20 protein-coding genes are annotated in these 22,238 nt (G+C 69.4%); 14 read left to right on the top strand and 6 right to left on the bottom strand.

The window, feature by feature from the left end; translation table 11 throughout:
- Positions 1-19: 19 nt before the first annotated feature.
- A complete protein-coding gene (locus ACOYR3_RS22280) occupies positions 20-1,501 on the top strand; it encodes a M20 family metallopeptidase (RefSeq protein ID WP_422844478.1) in 1,482 nt (493 codons plus the stop codon).
- Positions 1,502-1,656: 155 nt separating this feature from the next.
- Entirely contained in the window at positions 1,657-2,565 is a 909-nt protein-coding gene (locus tag ACOYR3_RS22275) for a lysophospholipase (RefSeq protein WP_422844477.1), read from the top strand.
- Positions 2,566-2,606: 41 nt separating this feature from the next.
- On the opposite strand, the gene ACOYR3_RS22270 is transcribed toward ACOYR3_RS22275, so the two are convergent.
- Both ACOYR3_RS22270 and ACOYR3_RS22265 read right to left on the bottom strand, forming a co-directional pair.
- A complete protein-coding gene (locus ACOYR3_RS22270) occupies positions 2,607-3,092 on the bottom strand; it encodes a YidB family protein (protein ID WP_422844476.1) in 486 nt (161 codons plus the stop codon).
- A gap of 276 nt (positions 3,093-3,368) precedes the next feature.
- Positions 3,369-4,733: a M20/M25/M40 family metallo-hydrolase gene (locus ACOYR3_RS22265; RefSeq protein ID WP_422844475.1), complete on the bottom strand. Its 1,365-nt coding sequence runs from the start codon at positions 4,731-4,733 to the stop codon at positions 3,369-3,371.
- Between the two features lie 159 nt (positions 4,734-4,892).
- Here ACOYR3_RS22265 and ACOYR3_RS22260 point away from each other — a divergent pair, with 159 nt between their 5' ends.
- On the top strand, positions 4,893-5,798 hold the full coding sequence (locus ACOYR3_RS22260) for a LysR family transcriptional regulator (protein WP_422844474.1): 906 nt from the start codon (positions 4,893-4,895) through the stop codon (positions 5,796-5,798).
- On the opposite strand, the gene ACOYR3_RS22255 is transcribed toward ACOYR3_RS22260, so the two are convergent.
- Positions 5,784-6,968: an MFS transporter gene (locus ACOYR3_RS22255; RefSeq protein ID WP_422844473.1), complete on the bottom strand. Its 1,185-nt coding sequence runs from the start codon at positions 6,966-6,968 to the stop codon at positions 5,784-5,786. The genes ACOYR3_RS22260 and ACOYR3_RS22255 overlap by 15 nt on opposite strands.
- Positions 6,969-7,206: 238 nt before the next feature.
- Between ACOYR3_RS22255 and ubiU the strand changes: the two genes are divergently transcribed.
- The 10 genes from ubiU (at position 7,207) to ACOYR3_RS22205 (ending at position 17,666) form a co-directional block, all read left to right on the top strand.
- The gene (ubiU, locus tag ACOYR3_RS22250; protein ID WP_422844472.1) at positions 7,207-8,256 is read left to right on the top strand and encodes a ubiquinone anaerobic biosynthesis protein UbiU; all 1,050 of its coding nucleotides are present in this window, start codon (positions 7,207-7,209) and stop codon (positions 8,254-8,256) included.
- A 214-nt stretch (positions 8,257-8,470) separates the two neighbouring features.
- Positions 8,471-9,397, top strand: coding sequence for a U32 family peptidase (locus ACOYR3_RS22245; RefSeq protein ID WP_422844471.1), 927 nt, complete (start codon positions 8,471-8,473; stop codon positions 9,395-9,397).
- A gap of 34 nt (positions 9,398-9,431) precedes the next feature.
- Positions 9,432-10,058, top strand: coding sequence for a PAQR family membrane homeostasis protein TrhA (gene trhA, locus ACOYR3_RS22240; protein WP_422844470.1), 627 nt, complete (start codon positions 9,432-9,434; stop codon positions 10,056-10,058).
- Positions 10,055-10,564, top strand: coding sequence for a ubiquinone anaerobic biosynthesis accessory factor UbiT (gene ubiT, locus ACOYR3_RS22235; RefSeq protein ID WP_422844469.1), 510 nt, complete (start codon positions 10,055-10,057; stop codon positions 10,562-10,564). The genes trhA and ubiT overlap by 4 nt, the downstream gene beginning before the upstream one ends.
- A complete protein-coding gene (locus ACOYR3_RS22230; RefSeq protein WP_422844468.1) occupies positions 10,561-10,968 on the top strand; it encodes a putative zinc-binding protein in 408 nt (135 codons plus the stop codon). Before ubiT ends, ACOYR3_RS22230 begins: the two co-directional genes overlap by 4 nt.
- Positions 10,961-11,560 (top strand): UbiX family flavin prenyltransferase, encoded by a 600-nt coding sequence (locus ACOYR3_RS22225; protein WP_422844467.1) that lies wholly within the window; start codon positions 10,961-10,963, stop codon positions 11,558-11,560. Before ACOYR3_RS22230 ends, ACOYR3_RS22225 begins: the two co-directional genes overlap by 8 nt.
- A 66-nt stretch (positions 11,561-11,626) precedes the next feature.
- Positions 11,627-13,114: a 4-hydroxy-3-polyprenylbenzoate decarboxylase gene (gene ubiD, locus ACOYR3_RS22220; protein ID WP_422844466.1), complete on the top strand. Its 1,488-nt coding sequence runs from the start codon at positions 11,627-11,629 to the stop codon at positions 13,112-13,114.
- Positions 13,115-13,398: 284 nt separating this feature from the next.
- A complete protein-coding gene (locus ACOYR3_RS22215; RefSeq protein ID WP_422844465.1) occupies positions 13,399-14,370 on the top strand; it encodes a choice-of-anchor R domain-containing protein in 972 nt (323 codons plus the stop codon).
- A gap of 313 nt (positions 14,371-14,683) precedes the next feature.
- Positions 14,684-16,333, top strand: a complete 1,650-nt coding sequence (locus tag ACOYR3_RS22210) for a long-chain-fatty-acid--CoA ligase (protein WP_422844464.1) — start codon at positions 14,684-14,686, stop codon at positions 16,331-16,333.
- Positions 16,334-16,406: 73 nt separating this feature from the next.
- Positions 16,407-17,666 carry a branched-chain amino acid ABC transporter substrate-binding protein gene (locus ACOYR3_RS22205; protein WP_422844463.1) on the top strand — a complete coding sequence of 420 codons (1,260 nt, stop codon included), beginning with the start codon at positions 16,407-16,409 and terminating at the stop codon, positions 17,664-17,666.
- Between the two features lie 152 nt (positions 17,667-17,818).
- On the opposite strand, the gene ACOYR3_RS22200 is transcribed toward ACOYR3_RS22205, so the two are convergent.
- Positions 17,819-18,610 (bottom strand): SOS response-associated peptidase, encoded by a 792-nt coding sequence (locus ACOYR3_RS22200; RefSeq protein ID WP_422844462.1) that lies wholly within the window; start codon positions 18,608-18,610, stop codon positions 17,819-17,821.
- A gap of 195 nt (positions 18,611-18,805) precedes the next feature.
- Here ACOYR3_RS22200 and ACOYR3_RS22195 point away from each other — a divergent pair, with 195 nt between their 5' ends.
- Positions 18,806-20,092 (top strand): acyl-CoA dehydrogenase family protein, encoded by a 1,287-nt coding sequence (locus ACOYR3_RS22195; RefSeq protein ID WP_422844461.1) that lies wholly within the window; start codon positions 18,806-18,808, stop codon positions 20,090-20,092.
- A gap of 30 nt (positions 20,093-20,122) precedes the next feature.
- Here the strand turns inward: ACOYR3_RS22195 and ACOYR3_RS22190 are convergent, their stop codons facing one another.
- Both ACOYR3_RS22190 and ACOYR3_RS22185 read right to left on the bottom strand, forming a co-directional pair.
- Positions 20,123-21,289: a diguanylate cyclase domain-containing protein gene (locus tag ACOYR3_RS22190; protein ID WP_422844460.1), complete on the bottom strand. Its 1,167-nt coding sequence runs from the start codon at positions 21,287-21,289 to the stop codon at positions 20,123-20,125.
- A 186-nt stretch (positions 21,290-21,475) separates the two neighbouring features.
- Positions 21,476-22,204: a 16S rRNA (uracil(1498)-N(3))-methyltransferase gene (locus tag ACOYR3_RS22185; RefSeq protein ID WP_422844459.1), complete on the bottom strand. Its 729-nt coding sequence runs from the start codon at positions 22,202-22,204 to the stop codon at positions 21,476-21,478.
- Positions 22,205-22,238 lie beyond the last annotated feature (34 nt).

Here is a 22,238-nt window from a genome sequence, read left to right as displayed (position 1 = left end):
ATGCACCAGGAGAGTTCCCATGAATGCCCGCGTCCCCTCCCAAGTTCTGCAGCCGGCCCTGGCCCTCGAACGGGTCAGCCAGGCGTGGGACAACGACATCGTTCGCCAGCTCACCGACTACATCGCCATCCCGGCCAAGTCGCCCATGTTCTCGCCCGACTGGGCCGCGCAGGGGTTGCTGGACACCGTGGTGCGCAACGCCGCCGCGTGGGTCGAATCGCAGAAGGTCGAGGGGCTGAAGCTCGAAGTGGTGCGCCTCCCTGGCCGCACGCCGGTGCTCTTCTTTGAAATCGACGCCACCCAGGCCGGCGCCACCGACACCGTATTGATGTACGGCCACCTGGACAAGCAGCCCGAGTTCAGCGGCTGGCGCAACGACCTCGGCCCGTGGACGCCCAAATACGAGGACGGCAAGCTCTACGGCCGCGGCGGCGCTGACGACGGCTATGCGGTGTACGCCAGCATTGCCGCCGTGCAGGAATTGAAGCGCCAGGGCGTTGCGCACCCGCGCATCGTCGGCCTGATCGAGACCTGCGAGGAAAGCGGCTCGCGCGACCTGCTGCCCTACATCGATGCGTTGAAGCCCCGCATGGGCCACGTGGGCCTGGTGGTGTGCCTGGACTCGGGCGCGGGCAACTACGACCAGCTGTGGCTCACCACCAGCCTGCGCGGCATGGCCACGGGCACGCTCAAGGTCGAGATCCTCACCGAGGGCATCCACTCCGGCGACGCCTCGGGCCTGGTGCCCTCGTCGTTCCGCATCATGCGCCAGGTGCTGGACCGGCTGGAAGACAGCCAGACCGGCCGCCTGCTGCCCCAGAGCTTCCACTGCGAGGTGCCCGCCGACCGCCTGGCCCAGGCCCGCGCCACCGCCGCCATCCTGGGCGACGAGGTGTACAAGCGCTTCCCCTGGGCGCACTACGACTGCGGCGGCGCCACCACCTTCGCGCTGCCCACCACCACCGACCCCTTGCAGGCGCTGCTCAAGCGCACCTGGGAGCCCACGCTCAGCGTGACCGGCGCCGAAGGCTTCCCGGCGCTGCAGGACGCCGGCAACGTGCTGCGCCCCTACACCGCCTTCAAGCTCAGCCTGCGCCTGCCGCCCCTGGTGGACGCCGCCCAGGCCGTGCAAGAGCTGAAGACGCTGCTGGAGGACAACGCGCCCTACCAGGCCAAGGTCACCTTTGAGGGCGCGGGCGGCGCCACCGGCTGGAATGCGCCCAGCAACACGCCCTGGTTCGAGCAGGCGCTCAACGCCGCCTCGCAGGCCCACTTTGGCGCGCCCTGCGGCTACATCGGCCAGGGCGGCACCATCCCGCTCATGAACATGCTCAGCGAAGGCTTCCCCACCGCGCAGATGATGGTCTGCGGCGTGCTGGGCCCCAAGAGCAACGCGCACGGACCCAACGAGTTCCTGCACGTGCCCTACGCCAAGAAGCTCACCGCCGTCGTGGCGCAGGTGATTGCTGCGATGGCCGCCAACGCGGGTACAACCCCCTGAGGCGCTGCGCGCCTTCCCCCTTCTCTCGAAATCGCTTCGCGACTTCGGGACGGGGGACGATGCCTTCGCTGCGGGGCGGCCCTTGCTCGGCATCCCTCGTACTGCGCTCCGCCTGATCCGCGTTCTGCTCCCTTGTTCGTGCCTGCCCTTTCACCATGACCCTTGATGACGACGAACTCGCGCCCTCGACGCTGACCACGTTCACGGCCAGCGATGGCGAAAACCTGGCGGTGCAGGACTGGCCGCTCCCCGAGGGCGAGACCCACACCCAGCGCGGCACCGTGCTGCTGGTGCATGGGCTGGGCGAGCACGTGGGGCGCTATGACGCCGTGGCCCGCCGGCTGAACGACTGGGGGTTTTGCGTGCGCGGCTATGACCAGTACGGCCACGGCGAATCGGCCGGTCCGCGCGGCGGGCTCACCCGCGACCTGCGCCTGCTGGACGACCTGGCCGACATGGTGGATGCCCTGCGCGCGCGCATGCCCGCAGGGCGGCCGCTGGTGCTGCTAGGCCACAGCATGGGCGGCCTGGTGGCGGCGCGCTTCGTGGCCATGAACCTGCGGCCCGTGGACGCGCTGGTGCTGTCGTCCCCCGCGCTGGACCCGGGCCTGAACGCGGTGCAGAAACTGCTGCTGGCCACGCTGCCGCGCATCGCGCCCGACCTGCGCGTGGGCAACGGGCTCGATGCGCAGTACCTCTCGCACGACCCCGCGGTGCCCGCCGCCTACCTGGCCGACCCGCTGTGCCACGACCGCATCAGCGCCCGCCTGGCGCGCTTCATCGCCGAGGGCGGCCCGGCCACGGTGGCGCGCGCCGCGCACTGGAGCGTGCCCACGCTACTGATGTGGGCCGGCAGCGACAAGCTGGTCAACCCAGCCGGCAGCCGCGCCTTCGCCGCAGCCGCCCCGGCGGGCGTGGTGCAGTCGCATTGCTTTGGTCCGCTCTACCACGAGCTGTTCAACGAAAGCCCGGGGCTGGCCGCCCCGGTTTTCGACCTGCTGCGGCAATGGCTGCAGCACCGATGCCCTTTGCCGGCAGTGAACCCGGCCCGCGCTGCTCTTTGAATGAAACAGGCCTCCAGCGCTTATGCAGCAAGCGCTAGAAGCTATGCTTTTTGAAGCAATCCACCCAGCATCCCGAAGAGGTCGTCGGCGTTGCCGAACCCGCCTTCCGGGGCTTGGCCCTGCGGGCTGAGGTGGTCCACCAGGCCGGGCAGCACCTGCGCCAGCTGGCCCGCCGCCGCCCCCTGGCCCACGCCCAGCTGGGCGGCAATCTGCGACAGGGGGCCGCTGCCCAGCACCTGCGACAGCTGTTCGCCCGAGATGGCCTGGTTGGGGCCGGAGCCCAGCCACGAGGCAATCACAGGGCCCAGCCCGGCCTGCTGGAACTTGGCCATCAGGCCCGGCAGCCCGCCCACCGGGCCGTCGTTGCTGAGCAGGGACATCACCGCCTGCACCAGCTGGGGGTTCTGCGCCGCCAGGCTCAGCAGGCCCCCCAAGGCCCCCCCCAGGCCGTCGCCAGCGTCGCGCGCGCCCGCGCCCTGCGACGCATTGTTGATGACGGCACCCAGGACGGAATCGAGCAAGCCCATGGCGATCTCCTGCACAAGAAGCAAAAAGGAAAGGAAAGAGGAAGGAAGCGCAGCGGAGGTTGGCCCGCAGGCACCCCCACGGCGATGGTACGCAGCCGGGCTGGCATCCGGTGTCAACAAACGTGAATTCCGCGGTGCCTTGCCCTCTGCTTTTGCCGGTGCCACGCCCTGGCTTCGACAGGCTCAGCCCGAACGGGTGGGGGGCCGCCACTTGCGCCGCAATCCACCCCTGCCGCCCCTGCCGGCGCGGCCCCAGGCCCATGACGCCCAGGCGGGCTACTTCGCGGTCCGCTTTTCCAGCAGCGGCTCGCTCACGCCCTGCACGCCCACCAGGCCCAGCACCGTGACCAGCGAGGTCTGCGCGCCCTTCCAGGCGTCTGTCAGGTCGATCCACTCGGACAGCGCGTGGAAGCCGCCCGTCTTGCCGCCGCCGCCGATCACGATGGCCGGGATGCCCAGCGACATGGGCACGTTGGCATCGGTGCTGGCGCCGCCCAGCACCGTCTTGCGGCCAAAGGCGGTGTTGGCGCCCACGGCGGCCTCCACGATCACCGAGTCCGCCGCCGTGCGGCCGCCGGGGCGGTCGCCGATGAGCTTGGTGGATGCGCTCAGGGTATTCACGCCCCAGCGGGCGTTTTCTTCGGCCACGGCGCTGTCCACGGCGGCCAGCACCTGCTTTTCGGTGGCCAGCAGCGGGTCCATGGCGTCGGAGCGGATGTCCACCGCCATGCGCGCATCGGGCGCGATGGTGTTCACCGACGTGCCGCCGCCCACCGTGCCCACGGTGAACGTGGTCTTGGGCGTGGCGGGCGTGCGGATCTCGGCGATCTTGGCAATGGCGCGGCCCATGCCGTGGATGGCGCTGGGCACCTGGCCAAACGCCGCGTAGCTGTGGCCGCCCGGGCCCTTGAAGGTGACCTCGTGGCGGTGGCTGCCCGTGCCCAGCATCAGCACCGTGCCGTCGGGCGCGGGCTCCAGCGCCACCATGCCGTCGATGTCGCGGTGCTCCTGGAAGAGGTGCTTCATGCCGCGCAGGTTGCCCAGCTCTTCCTCGCCCACATTGCCCACGAACACCAGGTCGCCCACGGTGGCGATGTGCTGGTCGTTCAGCACCTTCAGCCACGACAGCAGCACCGCCAGGCCGCGCGCGTTGTCGGAGATGCCGGGCGCGTAGAGCTTGCCGTCGCGCTCCTTCACCTTCACGTCGGTGCCCGCAGGGAACACGGTGTCCAGGTGGGCCGACACCACCAGCTTGGGCCCGTGTCCCGTGCCCTTGCGGATGCCCACCACGTTGCCTTCGGCGTCGATGGCGGCGCTGGCCAGGCCCAGGGCCTTCATGCGGGCCAGGAAGGCCTCGGCGCGCTTTTGCTCCTTGAACGGGGGCGCCTCGATCTCGGTGAGCATGCGCAGGTCCTCGGTCGCGCGGTCGTGGTCGGCCTTCACCGCGTCCAGCAGCTGGCGGACCTGGGGCGCCGCCATGAGCTGGGTGTAGGCCTTGTCCACCGCAGGACGCAGCGTGGTGGGCGTGGGCGCGACAGCGCCGAACTGGGCATGGGCCGCCAACGGCAGCAGGGCGGTGGCGGCAAGCGCCACGGCACCCGCGAGGGACGTGGCACGGAAGGTACGCAGAGGGAGCGTCATGGTGATCCAGCGAAACGAAAACAGAATGAAGAAGCGGGGTGATCGGCCCGTCCAGCGCTGCAGCAGGCGTGCTGGACGGACCGGAATGCCCTGCAATTGTTGGACCGAACCCCACCCGGGGGCTCTGCTTTAATCTGCCCAGCCGGCAGTTTTTCTTACATGCGCAAACACATCCCCAGCACCCGCGCCCTCCTGGTCTTTGACGCCGTGGCGCGCCACCACGGCGTGAGCAAGGCCGCCGAAGAACTGTGCCTCACCCACAGCGCCGTGAGCCAGCAGCTGCGCCTGCTGGAGGGCCAGCTGGGCCTGCAGCTGGTGCAGCGCGGCGCCCGCGGCTCCACCCTCACCGACGTGGGCCGCCGCTACCACGCGCAGATCGCGGGCGACCTGCTGCGCCTGCAGAACCACACGCTTGAAGCCATGGCCCAGCGCCCCGACGGCACGCGCCTGCTGGTGGGCTGCGTGCCCGTCTTTGCCGAGCGCTGGCTGCTGCCCCGCCTGCCCGCCTTTCTGGCCGCGCACAAGGGCTGCAGCCTGCACCTGCAGGTGTACCCCACGCAGATCTACATGGCGGAGATCCCGTTCGACGTGGCGGTGCAGTACGACGACGCGGCCTGGCCCGGGGTGGTGCCCGCGCCCTTGATGCCCGAGGTCTGCGTGGCGGTGTGCGCGCCGCAGTCGCGCCACCGGCGCGCCATGGAGCGCGGGGACTTCCGCGCCGTGCCGCTCTTGCAGCTCAGCTCGCGCCTGGGCGCGTGGGACGACTGGCTGGGCCGTGCGGGCATCACGCGCGCGCCGGGCCACACCCTGGGCGGCCACCGTTTCGACCTGTTCTCGATGCTGGTGGAGGCGGTGCGCGCCGACTTGGGGATAGGCCTGGTGCCGCGGTACTTTGTGGAGCGCGAACTGCAGTCCGGCGAGCTGGCGCTGGCCCACCCGCACCACGACAGCGGCACGCGGGGCTACAGCCTTTTTGTGGCGCCGGGGCGTGCGCAAGACCCGGCGGTGGCGGCCTTTGCGCGGTGGCTTTCCGCCACCGCGGCGGCGGTGTCAGACGGCGCTTGAAACCCGTTTGCGCTGCGCCCCCAGCCAGGCCAGCGCCAGCCCCGTCGCCACGATGGGCACCAGCGAGCCCGCGTTCAGCAGCGTCCAGCCCTGGGTGGTGACCAGCACGCCCGAGGAGAACGCGCTCAGCGCCAGGGTGGCGTACACGCAGAAATTGATGGCCGCCTGGGCGCGGTCTTTTTCCTCCGGTCGGTAGGCCGTGAGCGCGAGCGTGGTGGAGCCGGTGAACAGGAAGTTCCACCCCACGCCCAGCAGGAACAGCGCAATGCCGAAATGGTGCAGCTCCACGCCCATCAGCGCCACGGCCACGCAGGCCAGGTTGAGCAGCACGCCCACGCCCATCACCGGCAGCACGCCAAAGCGCTTGATGAGGTGGCCGGTGAAAAAGCCCGGCGCGAACATGCCGATCACGTGCCATTCCAGCACCAGCGCCGACGCGCTGAACTCAAAGCCGCACACCTGCATGGCCAGCGGCGTGGCGGCCATCAGTAGGTTCATCACGCCGTAGCCCAGCGCGGCCCCGATGATGGCCACGGCCAGCGCCGGCTGGCGCAGCAGTTCGGACAGCGGCCGGCCCGTGGCCTTCTGCCCCGCGGCGTTGAGCACCACCGGCTGCGCCTCGAAGCGGATCGCCGCCATGCAGGCCATGGCCACCAGCGCCACGCCCACCAGCGCGATGTAGGCACCGGCAAACGGCACGGGAAACAGCGTGCGCGTGGCATTGGCCAGGTTGGGGCCGGCCACCGCGCCCAGCAGGCCGCCGGCCAGCACCAGCGACACTGCCTTTTCGCGGTATTCGGCGGTGGACAGCTCGGCCGCGGCAAAGCGGTACAGCCCGCCGTTGGCGCTGTAGTAACCGGCCACCATGGTGGCGGCGCACAGCAGCCAGAAGTTGGCGCTGAACGCGGCCCAGGCGCATAGCGCGGCCGAGCCCGCGCCCACGGCCAGCCCGATCTGGAACGACACCTTGCGCCCCCACAGCGTCTGCGTGCGCGCCACCAGGGGCGTGGCCAGCGCGCCGCCCACCACGTAGCCCATCACCGGCAGCGTGGCCATCCAGCCAAAGGGCGCCAGCTGCAGGCCCACCAGGCCGTTGATGGCGATGAAGACCACGTTGTTGGTCAGAAAGAGCCCCTGGCACAGGGACAGCAACCACAGGTTCTTGTTCACAGGAGGTGCGCCAATCCGAAAAAAGGGAGAAGGAAGGTACGGGGAAAGCGGAGGAATCGGGGCGGGACCGTGCCACCGCCAGTATTGCGCTGCCGGGCCAGGTCAAAGTCCGACTTGTTTGCTCTGGAATTATGCAGCGCCGTTGATGAAGATCAGCGGAACGGTGGGGCCGCGTGGCTAAGGTGGCGCCCTGCGTCGCGGCACCCGCCGTGGGTGCCGGCGCTGGAACCTGTTTGTGATGCAATCCCCCACCCCTGCCGCAGCGCAGCCCGCCGCTGCCCTGCCCGCCCTGGAACTGGTCTGCCCCGCCGGCAGCCTGCCCGCCCTCAAGGCCGCCGTGGACCACGGCGCCAGCTGTGTCTACCTGGGCCTGCGCGACGCCACCAACGCCCGCAATTTTGCGGGCCTGAACTTCGACGAAGCCGCCATTGCCAATGGCATTGCCTACGCGCATCAACGGGGCTGCAAGGTGTTCATGGCGCTCAACACCTACCCGCAGGCGGGCAACCCCGGCCCCTGGCGCAGCGCGCTGGACAAGGCGGTGGACCTGGGCGTGGACGCCGTCATCCTGGCCGACCCCGGCCTGATGCAGCACGCCGTGCAGCGCCATCCCGCGCTGCGGCTGCACCTGTCCGTGCAAGGCTCGGCCACCAACTACGAGGCCATCAACTTCTACCGCGAGCAGTTCGGCATCGTGCGGGCCGTGCTGCCGCGCGTGCTGTCGCTGGAGCAGGTGCGCCAGGTCATCGACCGCACGCCGGTGGAGATCGAGGTGTTCGGCTTCGGCAGCCTGTGCGTGATGGTGGAGGGGCGCTGCGCGCTGTCTTCGTACGCCACGGGCGAATCGCCCAACACCCACGGCGTGTGCTCGCCCGCCAAGGCCGTGCGCTGGCAGGAGACGCCGCGCGGCCTGGAGTCGCGCCTGAACGGCATCCTCATCGACCGCTACGGCGCGGGCGAGAACGCGGGCTACCCCACGCTGTGCAAGGGCCGCTTCGACGTGGGCGACGACGAGAACTACTACGCCATCGAGGAGCCCACCAGCCTCAACACCCTGGAGCTGCTGCCCCAGCTGCTGAAGATGGGCGTGCGCGCCATCAAGATCGAAGGCCGCCAGCGCAGCCCCGCGTATGTGGCGCAGGTCACGCAGGTCTGGCGCGAGGCCATCGACCAGTGCCTGGCCGGCCCCCACCGCTTTGCCCCCAAGACCCACTGGATGGCGCGCCTGGACCAGGTGGCGGAGGGGCAGCAGCACACGCTAGGTGCCTACCACCGCCCCTGGAAATGATGGCTTTGAGATGACTTGTGCGGCCGTCCACTGCAGCCCTTTTGCCGGGCCGCGTGAATCCTTACAAACCGTTCACGCTGAGCTTGTCGAAGCGCGGCACCAGGCTTCAACAGGCTCAGCCCGAACGGGCGGGGGATGGCTGGAGGCCCTTGCGCCGCTGTGACGGCCTGCCATGCGAACCGCGCCCCGTGAACCACCTCTGGAATGCTTCCCCATGAAACTCTCCCTCGGCCCCCTGTTGTACTACTGGCCCCGCGAAACGACCTTTGCGTTCTACGAGGCCGTGGCGGCCACGCCCATCGATGTGGTGTACCTGGGCGAGACCGTGTGCTCGCGCCGCCATGAGCTGCGCCTGCCCGACTGGCTGGCCCTGGCGGGCATGCTGCAGGAGGCGGGCAAGGACGTGGTGCTCTCCACGCAGGTGCTGATCGAGTCCGGCACCGAGGTGGCGGCGCTGCACAAGATTGCCGCCCAGGACGAGTTCGCGGTGGAGGCCAACGACATGGGCGCGGTGCATTGCCTCACGCGCCATCCCGGCGGCCCCCGCGGCTTCGTGGCCGGCCCGCACCTGAACCTGTACAACGCCGATGCACTGCGCTGGATGGCCGGCCTGGGCGCGCGCCGCTGGGTGATGCCGCTGGAGATGTCGCAGCAGGCGCTGGCCACCGTGCTGGCCGAGCGGCCCGAGGGCCTGGAGACGGAGGTCTTCGTCTACGGCCGCATGCCGCTGGCGCACTCGGCGCGGTGCTTTACCGCCCGCCACCGCAACCTGCCCAAGGACGACTGCCAGTTCAGCTGCCTGCAGCACCCCGACGGCCTGCCGCTGCGCACGCGCGAGAACGAGGGCTTCCTGGTGCTCAACGGCACGCAGACCCAGTCGGCCCGCGTGTACAGCCTGGCCGGCGAAGTGGCCGCGCTGCGCGCCCTGGGCGTGGATGTGCTGCGGCTGAGCCCGCAGAGCCGGCACATGGAAGACGTGATCGCCGTGTTCGACGAGCTGCGCAGCCCCGGCGCGCAGCCGTCCGACGGGGCCGCGGCGCAGCGCCTGCAGCCGTGCCTGCCCGACCAGCCCTGCAACGGCTACTGGTTCGGCCGCCCCGGCCTGGAGCAGGCCGGCGCACTTGCGGCGCAGCCGCGCTGACACGCCGCAGGCCCCACGCCGCCGCGCCGCCCCGATGTACGCCGGAGAACGTTTCAACAGCATCAGCCACCTGGTGGGTGCGCTGCTGGCCGCGGCCGGCACGGCCGTGCTCGTCACGCTGGCGGCGCGCCTGGGCGACCCGTGGAAGGTGGTGTCCTTCAGCATCTACGGCGCCATGCTGGTGGCGCTGTACGCGGCCTCCACGGCCTACCACAGCGTGCGGCGCCGGGCAGCCAAGGCGGTGCTGCAAAAGCTCGACCACTGCAGCATCTACCTGCTGATCGCGGGCAGCTACACGCCGTTCGCGCTGGTGTCCCTGCGCGGGCCGTGGGGCTGGGCGCTGCTGGGCACGGTGTGGGGGCTGGCGGTGCTGGGCATCGTGCAGGAGGTCTGCTGGGCGCGCGGGGCGCGCGTGCTCTCGCTGGTGCTGTACGTGCTGATGGGCTGGCTGGCCCTGGTGGCCGTGGTGCCGCTGTGGCAGGCGCTCACCCCCGGCGGCTTTGCCTGGCTGCTGGCGGGCGGGGCCTGCTACACGCTGGGCATTGTTTTCTACGCGCTGGACCACCGCGTGCGCCACGGCCACGGGCTGTGGCACCTGTTTGTTCTGGGTGGCAGCGTCTGCCACTTTTTCACCGTGCTTTTCTACGTTGCGCTGCCATGAACCTGCCTTCCCACTCCGCGCTGCCCGAGCCCTTGCGCATTCCCGCGCCCGTGGGCGCCGTGCTGTCGCGCCTGCCCGCCTATCCCGGCTCCGTGCTGCTGGTCACGGCATTGAACCTTGCGCTGGCCCGCCATCTCCCCGACGACGTGGGACAGCTGCTGCAGCACAAGAAGATGCGCGTGCACGTGCGCGACGCGCGGGTGGGGTTCGACTTTGCCTGGACGGGCCGGCGCTTTGCGCCCCACGCGCCCCTGGTGCCGCCCGCAACGGCCGACGTGACGCTCAGCGCCACGGCGCACGACTTCCTGCTGCTCGCGCAGCGGCGCCAGGACCCGGACACGCTGTTCTTCAGCCGGCGCCTGTCGATGGAAGGCGACACCGAACTGGGCCTGGTGGTGAAGAACGCGCTCGACGCCATCGAGCTGCCCGTGCTGGACCCGCGGGAATGGGCCCGCACCCTGTCGCCGCGCGCCGTGCGGGCGCGGCTCTTCGGGGGCCGGCCATGACGGCCCCCGGCCCGGACTTTCCCCTGGTGTATTCCTGCTCGGGCTGCTCCAGCGCCGCGCAGCTGGCCAACCACGTGGCCCTGCAGCTGGACCGCCGCGGCGTGGCCGAGATGTCGTGCATTGCCGGCGTGGGCGGCGACGTGCCGCACCTCATGAAAATCGTGCGCTCCGGCCGGCCCATCATCGCGCTGGACGGCTGCCCGCTGGTGTGCGTGAAAAGCACCCTGGCGCGCCACGGCATCGCCGCCGGCCGGCACTACCAGCTGCAGCACTACGGCGTGAAGAAGCGCACGCACGAGGACTTCGACCCCGTGCAGGCCGCGCTGGTGCTGGAACAGGTGGAGGCGGACCAGGCAGCGCAGCCCCTGCAGCGCCCCGCCGTGGCGGAGGCCTCGCATGGCTGACCCCCACACCGCCGCGCGCCGCGTCATCGTCGCCATCTCCGGCGCCAGCGGCGCCGTCTATGGCGCGCGGCTGCTGCAGGTGCTGCAGGGCCTGCCCGGCATCGAAACGCACCTGGTCGTCTCCGGCGCCGGCTGGCGCAACCTGCAGCACGAGCTGGACATGGACCGCCTCGCCGTGGAGGCGCTGGCCCACCACGTGCACGACGTGGACAACGTGGGCGCGGCCATTGCCAGCGGCTCCTTCCGCTGCCACGCCATGGTGGTGGCGCCATGCTCCATGCGCACGCTGGCCGCCATTGCGCACGGCTTGGCCGACAACCTGCTCACCCGTGCGGCCGACGTGGCCCTCAAGGAACGCCGCCGCCTGGTGCTGATGGTGCGCGAGTCGCCCCTGCACCTGACCCACCTGCGCAACATGGTGGCCGTGACCGAAATGGGCGCCATCGTCTGCCCGCCGGTGCCGGCGTTCTACCTGCGGCCCACCACGCTGGGCGAGGTGGTGGATTTCAGCGTGGCGCGGGCGCTGGACCTGATCGACGTGGAGCACCAGCTCGCGCCCCGCTGGCAGGGACTGGCGCCGGATGCTCCTTGATTCATAGCTGCTTGCGCTTGTCCAGCAAGCGCTGCAGGCCGATTTCATTCAAAAAACTTCCTCCCCATGGCCTACCGCGACCTGCGCGACTTCATCGCCCAGCTTGAAGCCGCGGGCGAACTGCGCCGCGTGCACGAAAGCGTCTCGCCCCACCTGGAGATGACCGCGCTGAGCGACCGCGTGCTGCGCGCCGGCGGTCCCGCGCTGCTGTTCACCCAGCCCACGGGCCACCGCATGCCCGTGCTGACCAACCTGTTTGGCACCCCCGCCCGCGTGGCCCGCGCCATGGGCGTGGCCGACCTCTGCGGCGTGCGCGCCCTGGGCGAGCTGCTGGCCACGCTGAAAGAGCCCCAGGCCCCCAAAGGCTTCAAGGACATGCTGGGCATGGGCCAGCTGCTCAAAACCCTGTGGAACATGGCCCCGCACACGGTGGCGCGTGGCGCACCCTGCCAGCAGGAAGTGTGGGAAGGCGCGGACGTGGACTTGGCCCGCCTGCCCGTGCAGCACTGCTGGCCCGGCGACGTGGCCCCGCTCATCACCTGGGGCCTCACCATCACCCGCGGCCCGCGCAAGGCGCGGCAGAACCTGGGCATCTACCGCCAGCAGGTGCTCTCGCGCAACCAGGTCATCGTGCGCTGGCTGGCCCACCGCGGCGGGGCGCTGGACTTTGCCGACCACTGTGCCCGGCACCCCAGCCAGCCCTACCCCGTGGCCGTGGCGCTGGGCGCCGACCCCGCCACGCTGCTGGGCGCCGTCACGCCCGTGCCGGATTCTTTAAGCGAATACCAGTTCGCCGGCCTGCTGCGCGGCGCGCGCACCGAGGTCACGCCCGCGCTGGGCGTGCCCCTGCAAGTGCCCGCCACCGCCGAGATCGTGCTCGAAGGCCACATCCAGCCCGACCCGAACCACGCCAGCGGCTGGCAGCACGCGCTGGAAGGCCCCTACGGCGACCACACCGGCTACTACAACGAATGCGCCGAGTTCCCCGTGCTCACCGTGGACCGCATCACCCTGCGCAAGGATGCGATCTACCACAGCACCTACACCGGCAAGCCGCCCGACGAACCCGCCGTGCTGGGCCTGGCGATGAACGAGCTGTTCATCCCGCTCTTGCAAAAGCAGTTCCCCGAGATCGTGGACTTCTACCTGCCGCCCGAAGGCTGCAGTTACCGCATGGCCGTGGTCAGCATCCAAAAGGCCTACGCCGGCCACGCACGCCGCGTGATGATGGCCGTGTGGAGCCACCTGCGCCAGTTCATGTACACGAAGTTCATCGTGGTGGTGGACGACGACGTGGACGTGCGGGACTGGAAAGAAGTGATCTGGGCCATCACCACTCGCATGGACCCGGCCCGCGACACGATGCTGGTGGAGCACACGCCCATCGACTACCTCGACTTCGCCTCGCCCGTGAGCGGCCTGGGCAGCAAGATGGGGATGGATGCCACGAACAAGTGGCCGGGGGAGACGCAGCGGGAGTGGGGGCGGCCGATGCGGATGGATGATGCAGCTACGGCGCGAGCTGAGGCGCTGTTTGCGCGGCTGGGGCTGTGAGGGACTTGGTCGTGGTCCCGGAGGTTTTTGGAGTGATTCCTCGACTTGGTAACGAAGCCCGTTCGACTCATCGTCCCCATTGAGCTGGGTCAGCCACAAATCACCCACATGGAGCGGCGATTTAAAGATATGGAATTTCGTTCAAAAAGCGCGATGGGAGGTGTTGCGGCAGTTAAAGGTCACGAAGCGTCCACGATATTTTGACAATCGTTGACATTCCCAACAGGGGTTACAGGGAGTAAATGCAGTGATGATCAACATCTCCGTTCTCAGCATTCCTCCCTATGTCCACGCTTTTCCGCAAGCTATTTGGTTTTTTGCTGCTCATCAGTGGCGGGCTGGCTTATGCCCAACTCAGCATTTTCAATTCCCTTGAAGCCGGCTCTACCCCTGATTCCGGTTATTGCGCTGCCACACCTTACAAAATGGCCGTTGTTTTGGATGTGCCGCCCGATAGAAACTACCGGCTGTCCGAAATTACATGGTCATTAAGCTATGAAGCGATCGACCCGACGGCAGACTTTGAACTTGCGGTTTATACCGATGGCGGAACCGGACCAGGTTCCATCGTGGGATCCAATTGGAGTCAGCAAACCCCTTGGTCCAGTTTCCCGTCTGTGAACGATGTCTTCATATCAGGTGGCGATGTAGTCTTCACACCGGCCAGCCCGGTCACGCTGCAAGCGGGGCAAAGATATTGGGTGGTAGGTGGATTCTCGGATCTTACAACCTGCTCTGGATACGCTCGGCAAGGCGGGAATACCACTCCGAGTGGCCCCCTGGTGCTCAATAGCTATTGGCAGTATTACGCGGCCTCGGGCGCTCCCACTTGGCAACCAAGGCCCACTCCGACGAGTGTTAAGGTGGTCGCTCTCGTCGTCAGTCTGGCGGACGATGCGTACGCCGTGCCCGTGGGCGTGCCGACGCCTTTGAATGTCACGAGCAATGACGATATTGGCGCCACCCTCGACACGAATTACCCGCTGACGCTATCGAACCCGGCTGCAGGTACGCTGAGTTACTCGGGCAACCAAGTGCTGTTTACGCCCAACGCAGCCAGTTTTACGGCGCCGGTGACTTTTACGTACCAAGCCTGTCACGTAGATGAGGGATGCGGTACAGCCACCGTGACCCTCACACCTGCGCGGACGACGGCGGTACCCACGCTAGAGACGGCAGGATTGCTGTTGACAGCGTTGTTTGTCGGAGCGGGAGGCGTGCTGCGAAGCCGCCGGGGCAGGCGTCTCGGGTCGTAGTGATTCCAGCACGCTTGAAGCCGATGGGTCCTCTGTATCTGTCGGCTTCGGGCTTATCAGACACCTAGTTCGACAGGGGTTGAACCCATTGTCGGGCCAGGGTGTCTCCTGGGCCTTGTCGGGCTGCACGGTCAGCAGCGCACGGTAGTTCGTGTCCGCCGCGAGGCTTGGCCGGACGAGTCACCCAGACGACAACGACCCCCGCTGTTGTTTGCGACCATGCGCCAGCCCCGGCAAAGAAAAGAGGGCTCTGCACCGGCACCCTATGGATGCCGCGATGCAGCAAGGCGCACATCCCAAGGAGACAACGGCAATGCAGCAGCACCCGCCCGGCAGCATGATGGACCGGCCTTTACTGGTTTCGGCCATCCTCGAACATGGCGAGCACCAGTACGGCGACCAGCAGATCGTCTCGCGCAACACAGAAGCTGGCGGCGGCCTGCACCGTTACCGCTTTGCCGACATGGCCCGGCGCGCCCGGCAGCTCGCCAACGCACTGCAGGCGCTGGGCCTGCGCCCCGGCAGCGTGGTGGGGTCGCTGGCCTGGAACAACCACCGGCACCTGGAGGCGTACTACGCCGTGTCGGGCAGCGGCATGGTCATGCACACCTGCAACCCGCGCCTGCACCCCGAGCAGCTGGCCTACATCGTCAACCATGCCGAGGACGAGGTGGTGCTGTTCGACACCACCTTCGCGCCGCTGGTGCGCGCCATTGCACCGGCGTGCCCCCGCGTGCGGCACTGGGTGGCCTTGTGCGATGCGGACACGCTGGGCGCCCTGGATCTGCAGGGCATGCCGGCGGCCGTCACAGCCTATGAGCCGCTGGTAGCCGGCCAGAGCGACACCTTTGCCTGGCCCGAGGTGGAGGAAAAATCCGGCGCCGCGCTGTGCTACACGTCGGGCACCACCGGCAACCCCAAGGGCGTGCTGTATTCGCACCGGGCGCTGGTGCTCAGCGCCCTGTCGGCCTGCATGCCGGGCGTGCTGAGCATCAGCGCGCGGGAGACCATCCTGCCCGTGGTGCCCATGTTCCACATCAACGCCTGGTGCCTGCCTTATGCGGCGCTGATCGGCGGCGCCAGGCTGGTGCTGCCCGGCCCGCGCCTGGACGCCGCCAGCCTGTACGAGCTGATGGAGACCGAGCGTGTCACCGTCAGCGCGGGCGTGCCGACGATCTGGATGGGCCTGATCCAGCATGTGGAGCAGCACGGGCTGCGCTTTGGCACCATGCGGCGCACGGGCGTGGGCGGCTCGGCCATGCCCAAGGCGCTGATCGCCAAGTTCAACGACGTGTACGGCGTGGAGGTGCGCCACGGCTGGGGCATGACCGAGACCACGGCCATCGCCACCATGAGCGTGCTGGGCGCGGCCGATGCGGAGCTGCCGGCCGAGGAGCGCCACGCGCTGGTGGCCAAGCAGGGCAAGTCGGTGTTTGGCATCGAGATCAAGCTGGTGGACGAAAACGGTGCCGAGCTGCCGCGCGACGGCGTGGCGCAGGGCGAGCTGATGGTGCGCGGCCAGTGGATCGTGGACCGGTACCACAAGGCCGAGCGCTCGGCGCTGGTGGATGGCTGGTTCCCCACGGGCGACATCGCCACCATCAACCCGCAGGGCGTGGTGCAGATCCGCGACCGCACCAAGGACGTGATCAAGTCGGGTGGCGAGTGGATCAGCTCCATCGACCTGGAGAACGCCGCCGTGGCGCATCCGGCGGTGGCGATGGCGGCGGTCATCGGCGTGAAGCACCCCCGGTGGGACGAGCGCCCGCTGCTCTTCATCGTGCGCAAGCCCGGGCAGGCGCTGGACAAGGCGCAGATCCTGGATTTTCTGGCGCAGCGCGTGGCCAAGTGGTGGCTGCCCGACGAGGTGCTGTTTGTCGAGAGCCTGCCGCTGGGCGGCACCGGCAAGGTGCAGAAAAACGAGCTGCGGCAGCGCCATGGCGCGGTGTTCGGCGGCGAATGACGCCATCACGCGCTGACAGTTTTCGGTCTTGGCTTTCCTTTCGTTCCCACTCACCCACCCCACGGAGACACACATGAACATGGTTCCCAGGAAATGGCCCCGCCATTGGTTGAAGGTTGGCGCATGCGCCGCGGCGCTGGTGATGTCCGCGCACGCCGGGGCGGCCGAGACGGTGAAGATCGGCTTCATCGACCTGCTGTCTGGCCCGTTTGCGCTCACCGGCCAAAGCTCGCTCAACCAGCTGCGTGAGGTGGTGGCCCAGGTCAACGCCAAGGCCGGGCCCAACGAGCCCCGGTTCGAGGTGGTGGACTTCGACAACAAGGGCACGCCCCAGGAGAGCCTCAACGCCCTCAAGGCCGCCACCGACCGGGGCATCCGCTATGTCACGCAGGGCGGCGGGTCGGGCGTGGCGCTGGCGCTGGTGGATGCGCTCAACAAGCTTGCCGAGCGCGACCCGGAGCGCGCCACCGTGTACCTGAACTACGCCGCCATGGACCCGCAGCTCACCAACGAGCGCTGCAGCTTCTGGCACTTCCGCTTCTATCCGTCGAGCGAGATGAAGATGGAGGCGCTGACCACCTACCTGCAGGGCCGCAAGGACGTGAAGCGCGTGTACCTGCTCAACCAGGACTACACCCACGGCCGCCAGGTTTCCAAGGCCGCCAAGGAATACCTGGCGCGCAAGCGGCCGGACATCGAGATCGTGGGCGACGACTTCGTGCCCATCGCGCAGACGCGCGACTTCGCCCCGTACGTGGCCAAGATCGCCGCCGCCAAGGCCGACACCGTCATCACCTCCAACTGGGGCAGCGACCTGACGCTGCTGTTCAAGTCCTCGCGCGACTACGGGCTGAACATCAACTACTTCACGCTCAACGCCAACAACCCCGGCACGCCCGCGCAGATCGGGCCGTGGGGCGACGGCAAGATCGGCGTGGTCTGGAACTGGGTGCACAACGCCCCCACGCCCGAGCTGGAAAAGATCTACGTGGACTACAAGAAGAAGACGGGCGAGGACTTTGTGTTTGCCGCGCACTGGAACAGCGTGCACATGCTGCGCGAAGCCATGCGCAAGGCCCAGTCCACCGACGCCAAGAAGGTCGCGCTGGCGCTGGAAGGCATGACCTACAAGAGCCCCATGGGCGAGGTGCGCATGCGCAAGACCGACCACCAGCTGGAAGCGCCGCTGTACCTGGGCATCTGGGCCAAGCAGGGCAGCAAGGGCGTGAAGTACGACGCCGAAAAGACCGGCTACGGCTTCCGCTCCGAAGTGGCGTGGGACAACTACATCAGCGCGCAGCCCACGTCCTGCCAGATGAAGCGCCCGTCCTGAGCGCTCATTCGGGTTCGCGTTCAATCATCCAACACCGTTCGGGCTGAGCCTGTCGAAGCCCCGCGCGGCGCTTCGACTGTGCTCAGCGTGAACGGTTGGGTGTTTTGGAAAGCCCGGGGATGTGCCCCTGAGCGGGCGGGTGCAGTGCCGCGTCACTCCAGCCAGCCCTTGGGCACCTTGTCCGCCTTCTTCTCCACCGGGTTGGCCAGCAGCGACTGCGCCGCGTACTGGCGCAGGAACTCCTTGGCCTTCTCGGGCCGCGCCGCCAGCCAGGCGTCGTAGGCGCCTTCGTTCAGGATGGCGGGCATGTTCCTTTCGGCGCCCGGCGGGCCGTAGCGGCGCAGCAGCGCGTGGTTGTTGGCGTTCACCGTGAGCAGGCAGTAGCTGACGATCACCTCGCCGTCCGCGCCCTGCCAGCGCGCCCACAGGCCGGCCACGCCCAGGGGCTTGCCGTCCACGCGGGCGATGCGCGTGGGCACGGCCTTGCCGGAGCGCCAGTCGTCTTCAAAGAACGCCTGCAGGGGCACGATGCAGCGCTGGCCGTTCTGCCACGCGTCGCGGAACGCGGTGCCGGTGGAGGCCAGGTCGGACTTGGCGTGCGCAAGCTTGGGGGCGCGCAGCCTGGCGTCCGATGCGGACTTGACCCAGTGCGGCACCAGGCCCCACTGCGCGGCCACCAGCACGCGCGCGGGGCGGCCGGCGGCGCCGGCCTCGGGGGTGGCGGAGGTATCGGGGGTGGCGGAGGTATCGGGGGTGGCGGAAGCCTCGGGCGCGTCGCCGGGCTCCGGGGCGGCCAGGGCTGCCGCTGCACGGGCTGCGGGCACGATGAAGCCACCGGCCTGGCGCGGCCGCAGGAGGCGCTCGCCCAGCGCGGCTGGCGGCTCGACCGCAAAGGCCTCGCGGTAGGTGTCGGCAAAGCGCAGGGTTTCGTAGTGGGTGGCCATGGGGCCGATGGTAGCGGGTCGTGGCCGGCATTTGAAAGAAATCGGCCTCCAGCGCCCGCCAAGCAAGCGCAACAAGCTATCAAAAATGTAGTGCTTCAGGCCCTGCAGATCCTGCGGCGGCGCCGCCGTGATGCGCGTCAAGCCGGGTGTCGCCTGCGTTGTGACGGCGGCGCGCACCGTTTTCACAATGCCTGCATGGACTTCGCACCGTCACCCCGCGCGCGTGAACTGCAGGCACGCCTCACGGCCTTCATGGACCGCTACCTGCTGCCCTACAACGCTGCATGGCATGCGGCGGTGCAGTCGGGTGACTACCCGCCGCCCTTCCTGGAAGACCTCAAGGCCCTGGCGCGCGAAGAGGGGCTGTGGAACCTGTTCCTGCCCACGCTGCGCGACGACGAGCCGGGCACGCGCCTGTCCAACCTGGACTACGCGCCGCTGGCCGAGGCCATGGGCCGCCTGCCCTGGGCGGCCGAGGTTTTCAACTGCCATGCGCCGGACACCGGCAACATGGAGCTGCTGCACCGCTTTGCCACGCCCGCGCAGCGCGCCGACTGGCTGGTGCCGCTGCTCGACGGCCGCATGCGCTCGGCCTTTGCGATGAGCGAGCCCGACGTGGCCTCGTCCGACCCCACCAACCTGCAGACCACGGTGCGGCGCGAGGGCGATGCGCTGGTGCTGCACGGGCGCAAGTGGTTCATCACCGGCGCGGCGCACCCGCAGTGCCAGCTGCTCGTCGTGCTGTGCCGCAATGCCGATGCCGACCCGGCGGACAGCCACCACGGCCACAGCATGGTGCTGGTGCCGGCCGACGCGCCGGGCGTGCACATCGTGCGCAACATTCCCGTGCTGCACCACCATGCGCCCGAAGGGCACTGCGAGATCCTGCTGCAGGGCGTGCGCGTGCCGGCCCGGCAGCTGCTGGGCGCGTGGGGCGAAGGCTTTGCGATGGCCCAGGCGCGCCTGGGGCCGGGCCGCGTGCACCACTGCATGCGCACCATCGGCCAGTGCGAGCTGGCGCTGCAGCTGGCCACCGAGCGGGCGCTGGAGCGCACCGCCTTCGGCAAGCCGCTGGCCGACCAGGCCAATGTGCAGGAGTGGATTGCCGAGTCGCGCATCGAGATCGACCAGGCGCGGCTGCTGGTGCTGCACGCCGCATGGCTGCTCGACCAGGGCGATGCCGCGCCGGCCCGTGCGGTGCGCGCGCAGGTGGCTGCCATCAAGGTGGTGGCCGCGCGGCTGCAGCAGCGCGTGGTGGACCGCGCCATGCAGGTCTTTGGCGCCATGGGCCTGTCGCCCGACACGCCGCTGGCCGCGTTCTGGACCTGGGGCCGCGCGCTGCGGCTGATGGACGGGCCCGACGAGGTGCACCTGCGCACGGTGGCGCGGCACGAGCTGCGCCAGGCGCGCGAGGGGCTGGGCACGCTGGCGGCTTTTTTCACCACGCCGGAGCAGCTGCGCGCGCCGCCGCGCCTGCACTGACCCGGGGCTCGGCCGTGGCCGTGCCGAGGCTCAGGCGCGGGCGCCGCGGGCCGCGCCGGGGCCTGAGCCCGCCCGCGGGCCCGGCGCTGCGGTGACGATGCGGTTGCGCCCGAGCGATTTGGCGGTGTACAGGGCCTGGTCCGCGCGCTCCAGCGTCAGCTCCACCGTGTCGCCCGGCCGGTGCTGGGCCAGCCCGACGGACACCGTCACCCGCAGCGGCCCGGACGGGTGCGGGATCTCCAGCGCGGCCACGGCCAGGCGCACGCGCTCCAGCAGCTCCCGCGCGTCCTCGGCGCTGGTTTCCGAAAGCAGCAGCACAAATTCCTCGCCGCCCCAGCGGGCCAGCACGTCGGTGTCGCGCACGCAGGCCCGCACCACGCCCGCGAAGGCTTGCAGCGCCCGGTCGCCGGTGGCATGGCCGTGGGTGTCGTTGATGCGCTTGAAGTGGTCGATGTCCAGCTCCGCCAGCTGCAGCGGGCGGCCGCTGCGCAGGCTGCGGCGGCGCTCCAGTTCGATCATGTCCTGCATGGCGCGGCGGTTGGGCAGGCCCGTGAGGTCGTCGCGCGTGGCCAGTTCGCGGTTGATGGCCAGGGCCTGGGCCAGGGCCTCACGCTGCTCCCGCAGCCGCTGGCGGATGCGCTGGATGCGCAGGTTCAGCGCAATGCAACCGCCCAGCACGATGAGCACCATGAGCGCGTAGGCCGCGTCCAGGTAGCCGAACGGGCCCGCGTTGAAGCGCGTGGTGGCGGCCACGGCGCAGGCAAACGCCAGCAGCGCATACACGCCGATGCCGATCACCTCGGCCACGTTGAGCCCGAAGGTGCCAAAGAACAGGATCATCGCCAGCACGCTGGGCACCACGCCGCGCGCATCGCCGGCCAGCACGTAGGCTACGGCGCCGCTGGTGATGGTCCACACCATCTGTGGCACCGTGAGGGACGGGTCCTTGAGCCGCGCGGTTTCGCCCGAGCGGATGAAGGCCGTCATCACCACCAGGCCGCCCACCGAAATCGCGGCCCACCATTGCACCGCGACGGCGTTCACCCGGCTGTCGGCCGCCGCGATCATGAGCATCACGCACGCGCTGCTGACCATCAGCGCCAGCGCGAGCAGCGCCATGGCCACCAGCGTGCGCCGCCGCGGATCGGTGGAAAGAAACAGGTCCCTGGCGCGTTGCCTGCGGGAACGTGTGCGCACGTGGTTGTCTCCTGCCCGGCTGTCGGCGCCGGTGTCGGGGCGGGCGTGCTGGCAGGCCGGGAGGAAGGAAGAGAGTGTGGCCGCGCGCGCCCTTTGCTTTCGGCCATTCTAGAAGTCTGCCGGGCTGGGGAGCGCCGAAAGCGGAAATTGACCCCGGCGGGGACCGTTCTTGCCGGGCGGCGCCCGCTACTGGAGGGTGAGCGCCGCCAGGGCGGCCAGCGGCGCGGTTTCGGCGCGCAGCACGCGGGCGCCCAGGGTCACGGGGGCAAAGCCCTGGGCCAGCGCCAGGTCTTCCTCGCCCGCCGAGAGGCCGCCCTCCGGGCCCGAGAGGAACACCACCGGGCCGCCGTAGCCCGCCGCCGCGCGCAGCGGCACCGCGCCGCCGCGCAGCGACAGCAGCAGCCGCTGCCACCCCGCCGCGGCGCCCGCCGCCGCCGGCCCCTGCAGCCAGCCGGCCAGGTCGACCGCCGCGTGCACCACCGGCACGCGGTTGCGCCCGCACTGCTCGCAGGCCGCCACGGCCACGGCCTGCCAGTGGGCGATCTTCTTGTCCGCGCGTTCGCCCTTGAGCTTGAGCACGCTGCGCTCGGCCACCAGCGGCGTGATGCTGGCCACGCCCAACTCGGCCGCCTTTTCCACCAGCCAGTCCATGCGCTCATTGGCGGTGATGCCCGCCAGCAGGTGCACGGCGCGCGGCGCCTCGCGCTCCAGGGCGTGGTGCGTTCCCACCTGCACGCGCACGTCGCTGCGGCCCATCTTGAGCACGGTGGCTTCGAACTCGCCGCCCTCGCCATTGAAGAGCATCAGCGCATCGCCCGGCTGCAGGCGCAGCACCTGCACATGGCGCGCGGCGCCCGCAGGCAGGTCCAGTTCCAGGCCGGTGGCCAGGGGGGCGGGGCAGTGAAAGCGCGGCATTTGCTAGCCTATTGATAGCTTGTGGCGCTTGTCA

Source organism: Acidovorax sp. M2(2025), from assembly GCF_049330835.1.
Lineage (GTDB): Bacteria > Pseudomonadota > Gammaproteobacteria > Burkholderiales > Burkholderiaceae_C > Acidovorax.
Note: the sequence above shows the minus strand (reverse complement) of the source record. Positions and strands in the feature narration are given on the sequence as shown.

What these genes read in the sequence shown, in the direction of transcription:
- ACOYR3_RS22195 (WP_422844461.1), top strand. Translation starts at nt 18,806, where the DNA reads ATGGACTTCGCACCGTCACCCCGCGCGCGTGAACTGCAGGCACGCCTC.
- ACOYR3_RS22225 (WP_422844467.1), top strand. Translation starts at nt 10,961, where the DNA reads ATGGCTGACCCCCACACCGCCGCGCGCCGCGTCATCGTCGCCATCTCC.
- ACOYR3_RS22265 (WP_422844475.1), bottom strand. Translation starts at nt 4,733, where the DNA reads ATGACGCTCCCTCTGCGTACCTTCCGTGCCACGTCCCTCGCGGGTGCC.
- ACOYR3_RS22260 (WP_422844474.1), top strand. Translation starts at nt 4,893, where the DNA reads ATGCGCAAACACATCCCCAGCACCCGCGCCCTCCTGGTCTTTGACGCC.
- ACOYR3_RS22230 (WP_422844468.1), top strand. Translation starts at nt 10,561, where the DNA reads ATGACGGCCCCCGGCCCGGACTTTCCCCTGGTGTATTCCTGCTCGGGC.
- ACOYR3_RS22245 (WP_422844471.1), top strand. Translation starts at nt 8,471, where the DNA reads ATGAAACTCTCCCTCGGCCCCCTGTTGTACTACTGGCCCCGCGAAACG.
- ACOYR3_RS22270 (WP_422844476.1), bottom strand. Translation starts at nt 3,092, where the DNA reads ATGGGCTTGCTCGATTCCGTCCTGGGTGCCGTCATCAACAATGCGTCG.
- ACOYR3_RS22215 (WP_422844465.1), top strand. Translation starts at nt 13,399, where the DNA reads ATGTCCACGCTTTTCCGCAAGCTATTTGGTTTTTTGCTGCTCATCAGT.
- ACOYR3_RS22280 (WP_422844478.1), top strand. Translation starts at nt 20, where the DNA reads ATGAATGCCCGCGTCCCCTCCCAAGTTCTGCAGCCGGCCCTGGCCCTC.
- trhA (WP_422844470.1), top strand. Translation starts at nt 9,432, where the DNA reads ATGTACGCCGGAGAACGTTTCAACAGCATCAGCCACCTGGTGGGTGCG.
- ubiD (WP_422844466.1), top strand. Translation starts at nt 11,627, where the DNA reads ATGGCCTACCGCGACCTGCGCGACTTCATCGCCCAGCTTGAAGCCGCG.
- ACOYR3_RS22205 (WP_422844463.1), top strand. Translation starts at nt 16,407, where the DNA reads ATGAACATGGTTCCCAGGAAATGGCCCCGCCATTGGTTGAAGGTTGGC.
- ACOYR3_RS22185 (WP_422844459.1), bottom strand. Translation starts at nt 22,204, where the DNA reads ATGCCGCGCTTTCACTGCCCCGCCCCCCTGGCCACCGGCCTGGAACTG.
- ACOYR3_RS22275 (WP_422844477.1), top strand. Translation starts at nt 1,657, where the DNA reads ATGACCCTTGATGACGACGAACTCGCGCCCTCGACGCTGACCACGTTC.
- ACOYR3_RS22210 (WP_422844464.1), top strand. Translation starts at nt 14,684, where the DNA reads ATGCAGCAGCACCCGCCCGGCAGCATGATGGACCGGCCTTTACTGGTT.
- ubiT (WP_422844469.1), top strand. Translation starts at nt 10,055, where the DNA reads ATGAACCTGCCTTCCCACTCCGCGCTGCCCGAGCCCTTGCGCATTCCC.
- ACOYR3_RS22200 (WP_422844462.1), bottom strand. Translation starts at nt 18,610, where the DNA reads ATGGCCACCCACTACGAAACCCTGCGCTTTGCCGACACCTACCGCGAG.
- ubiU (WP_422844472.1), top strand. Translation starts at nt 7,207, where the DNA reads ATGCAATCCCCCACCCCTGCCGCAGCGCAGCCCGCCGCTGCCCTGCCC.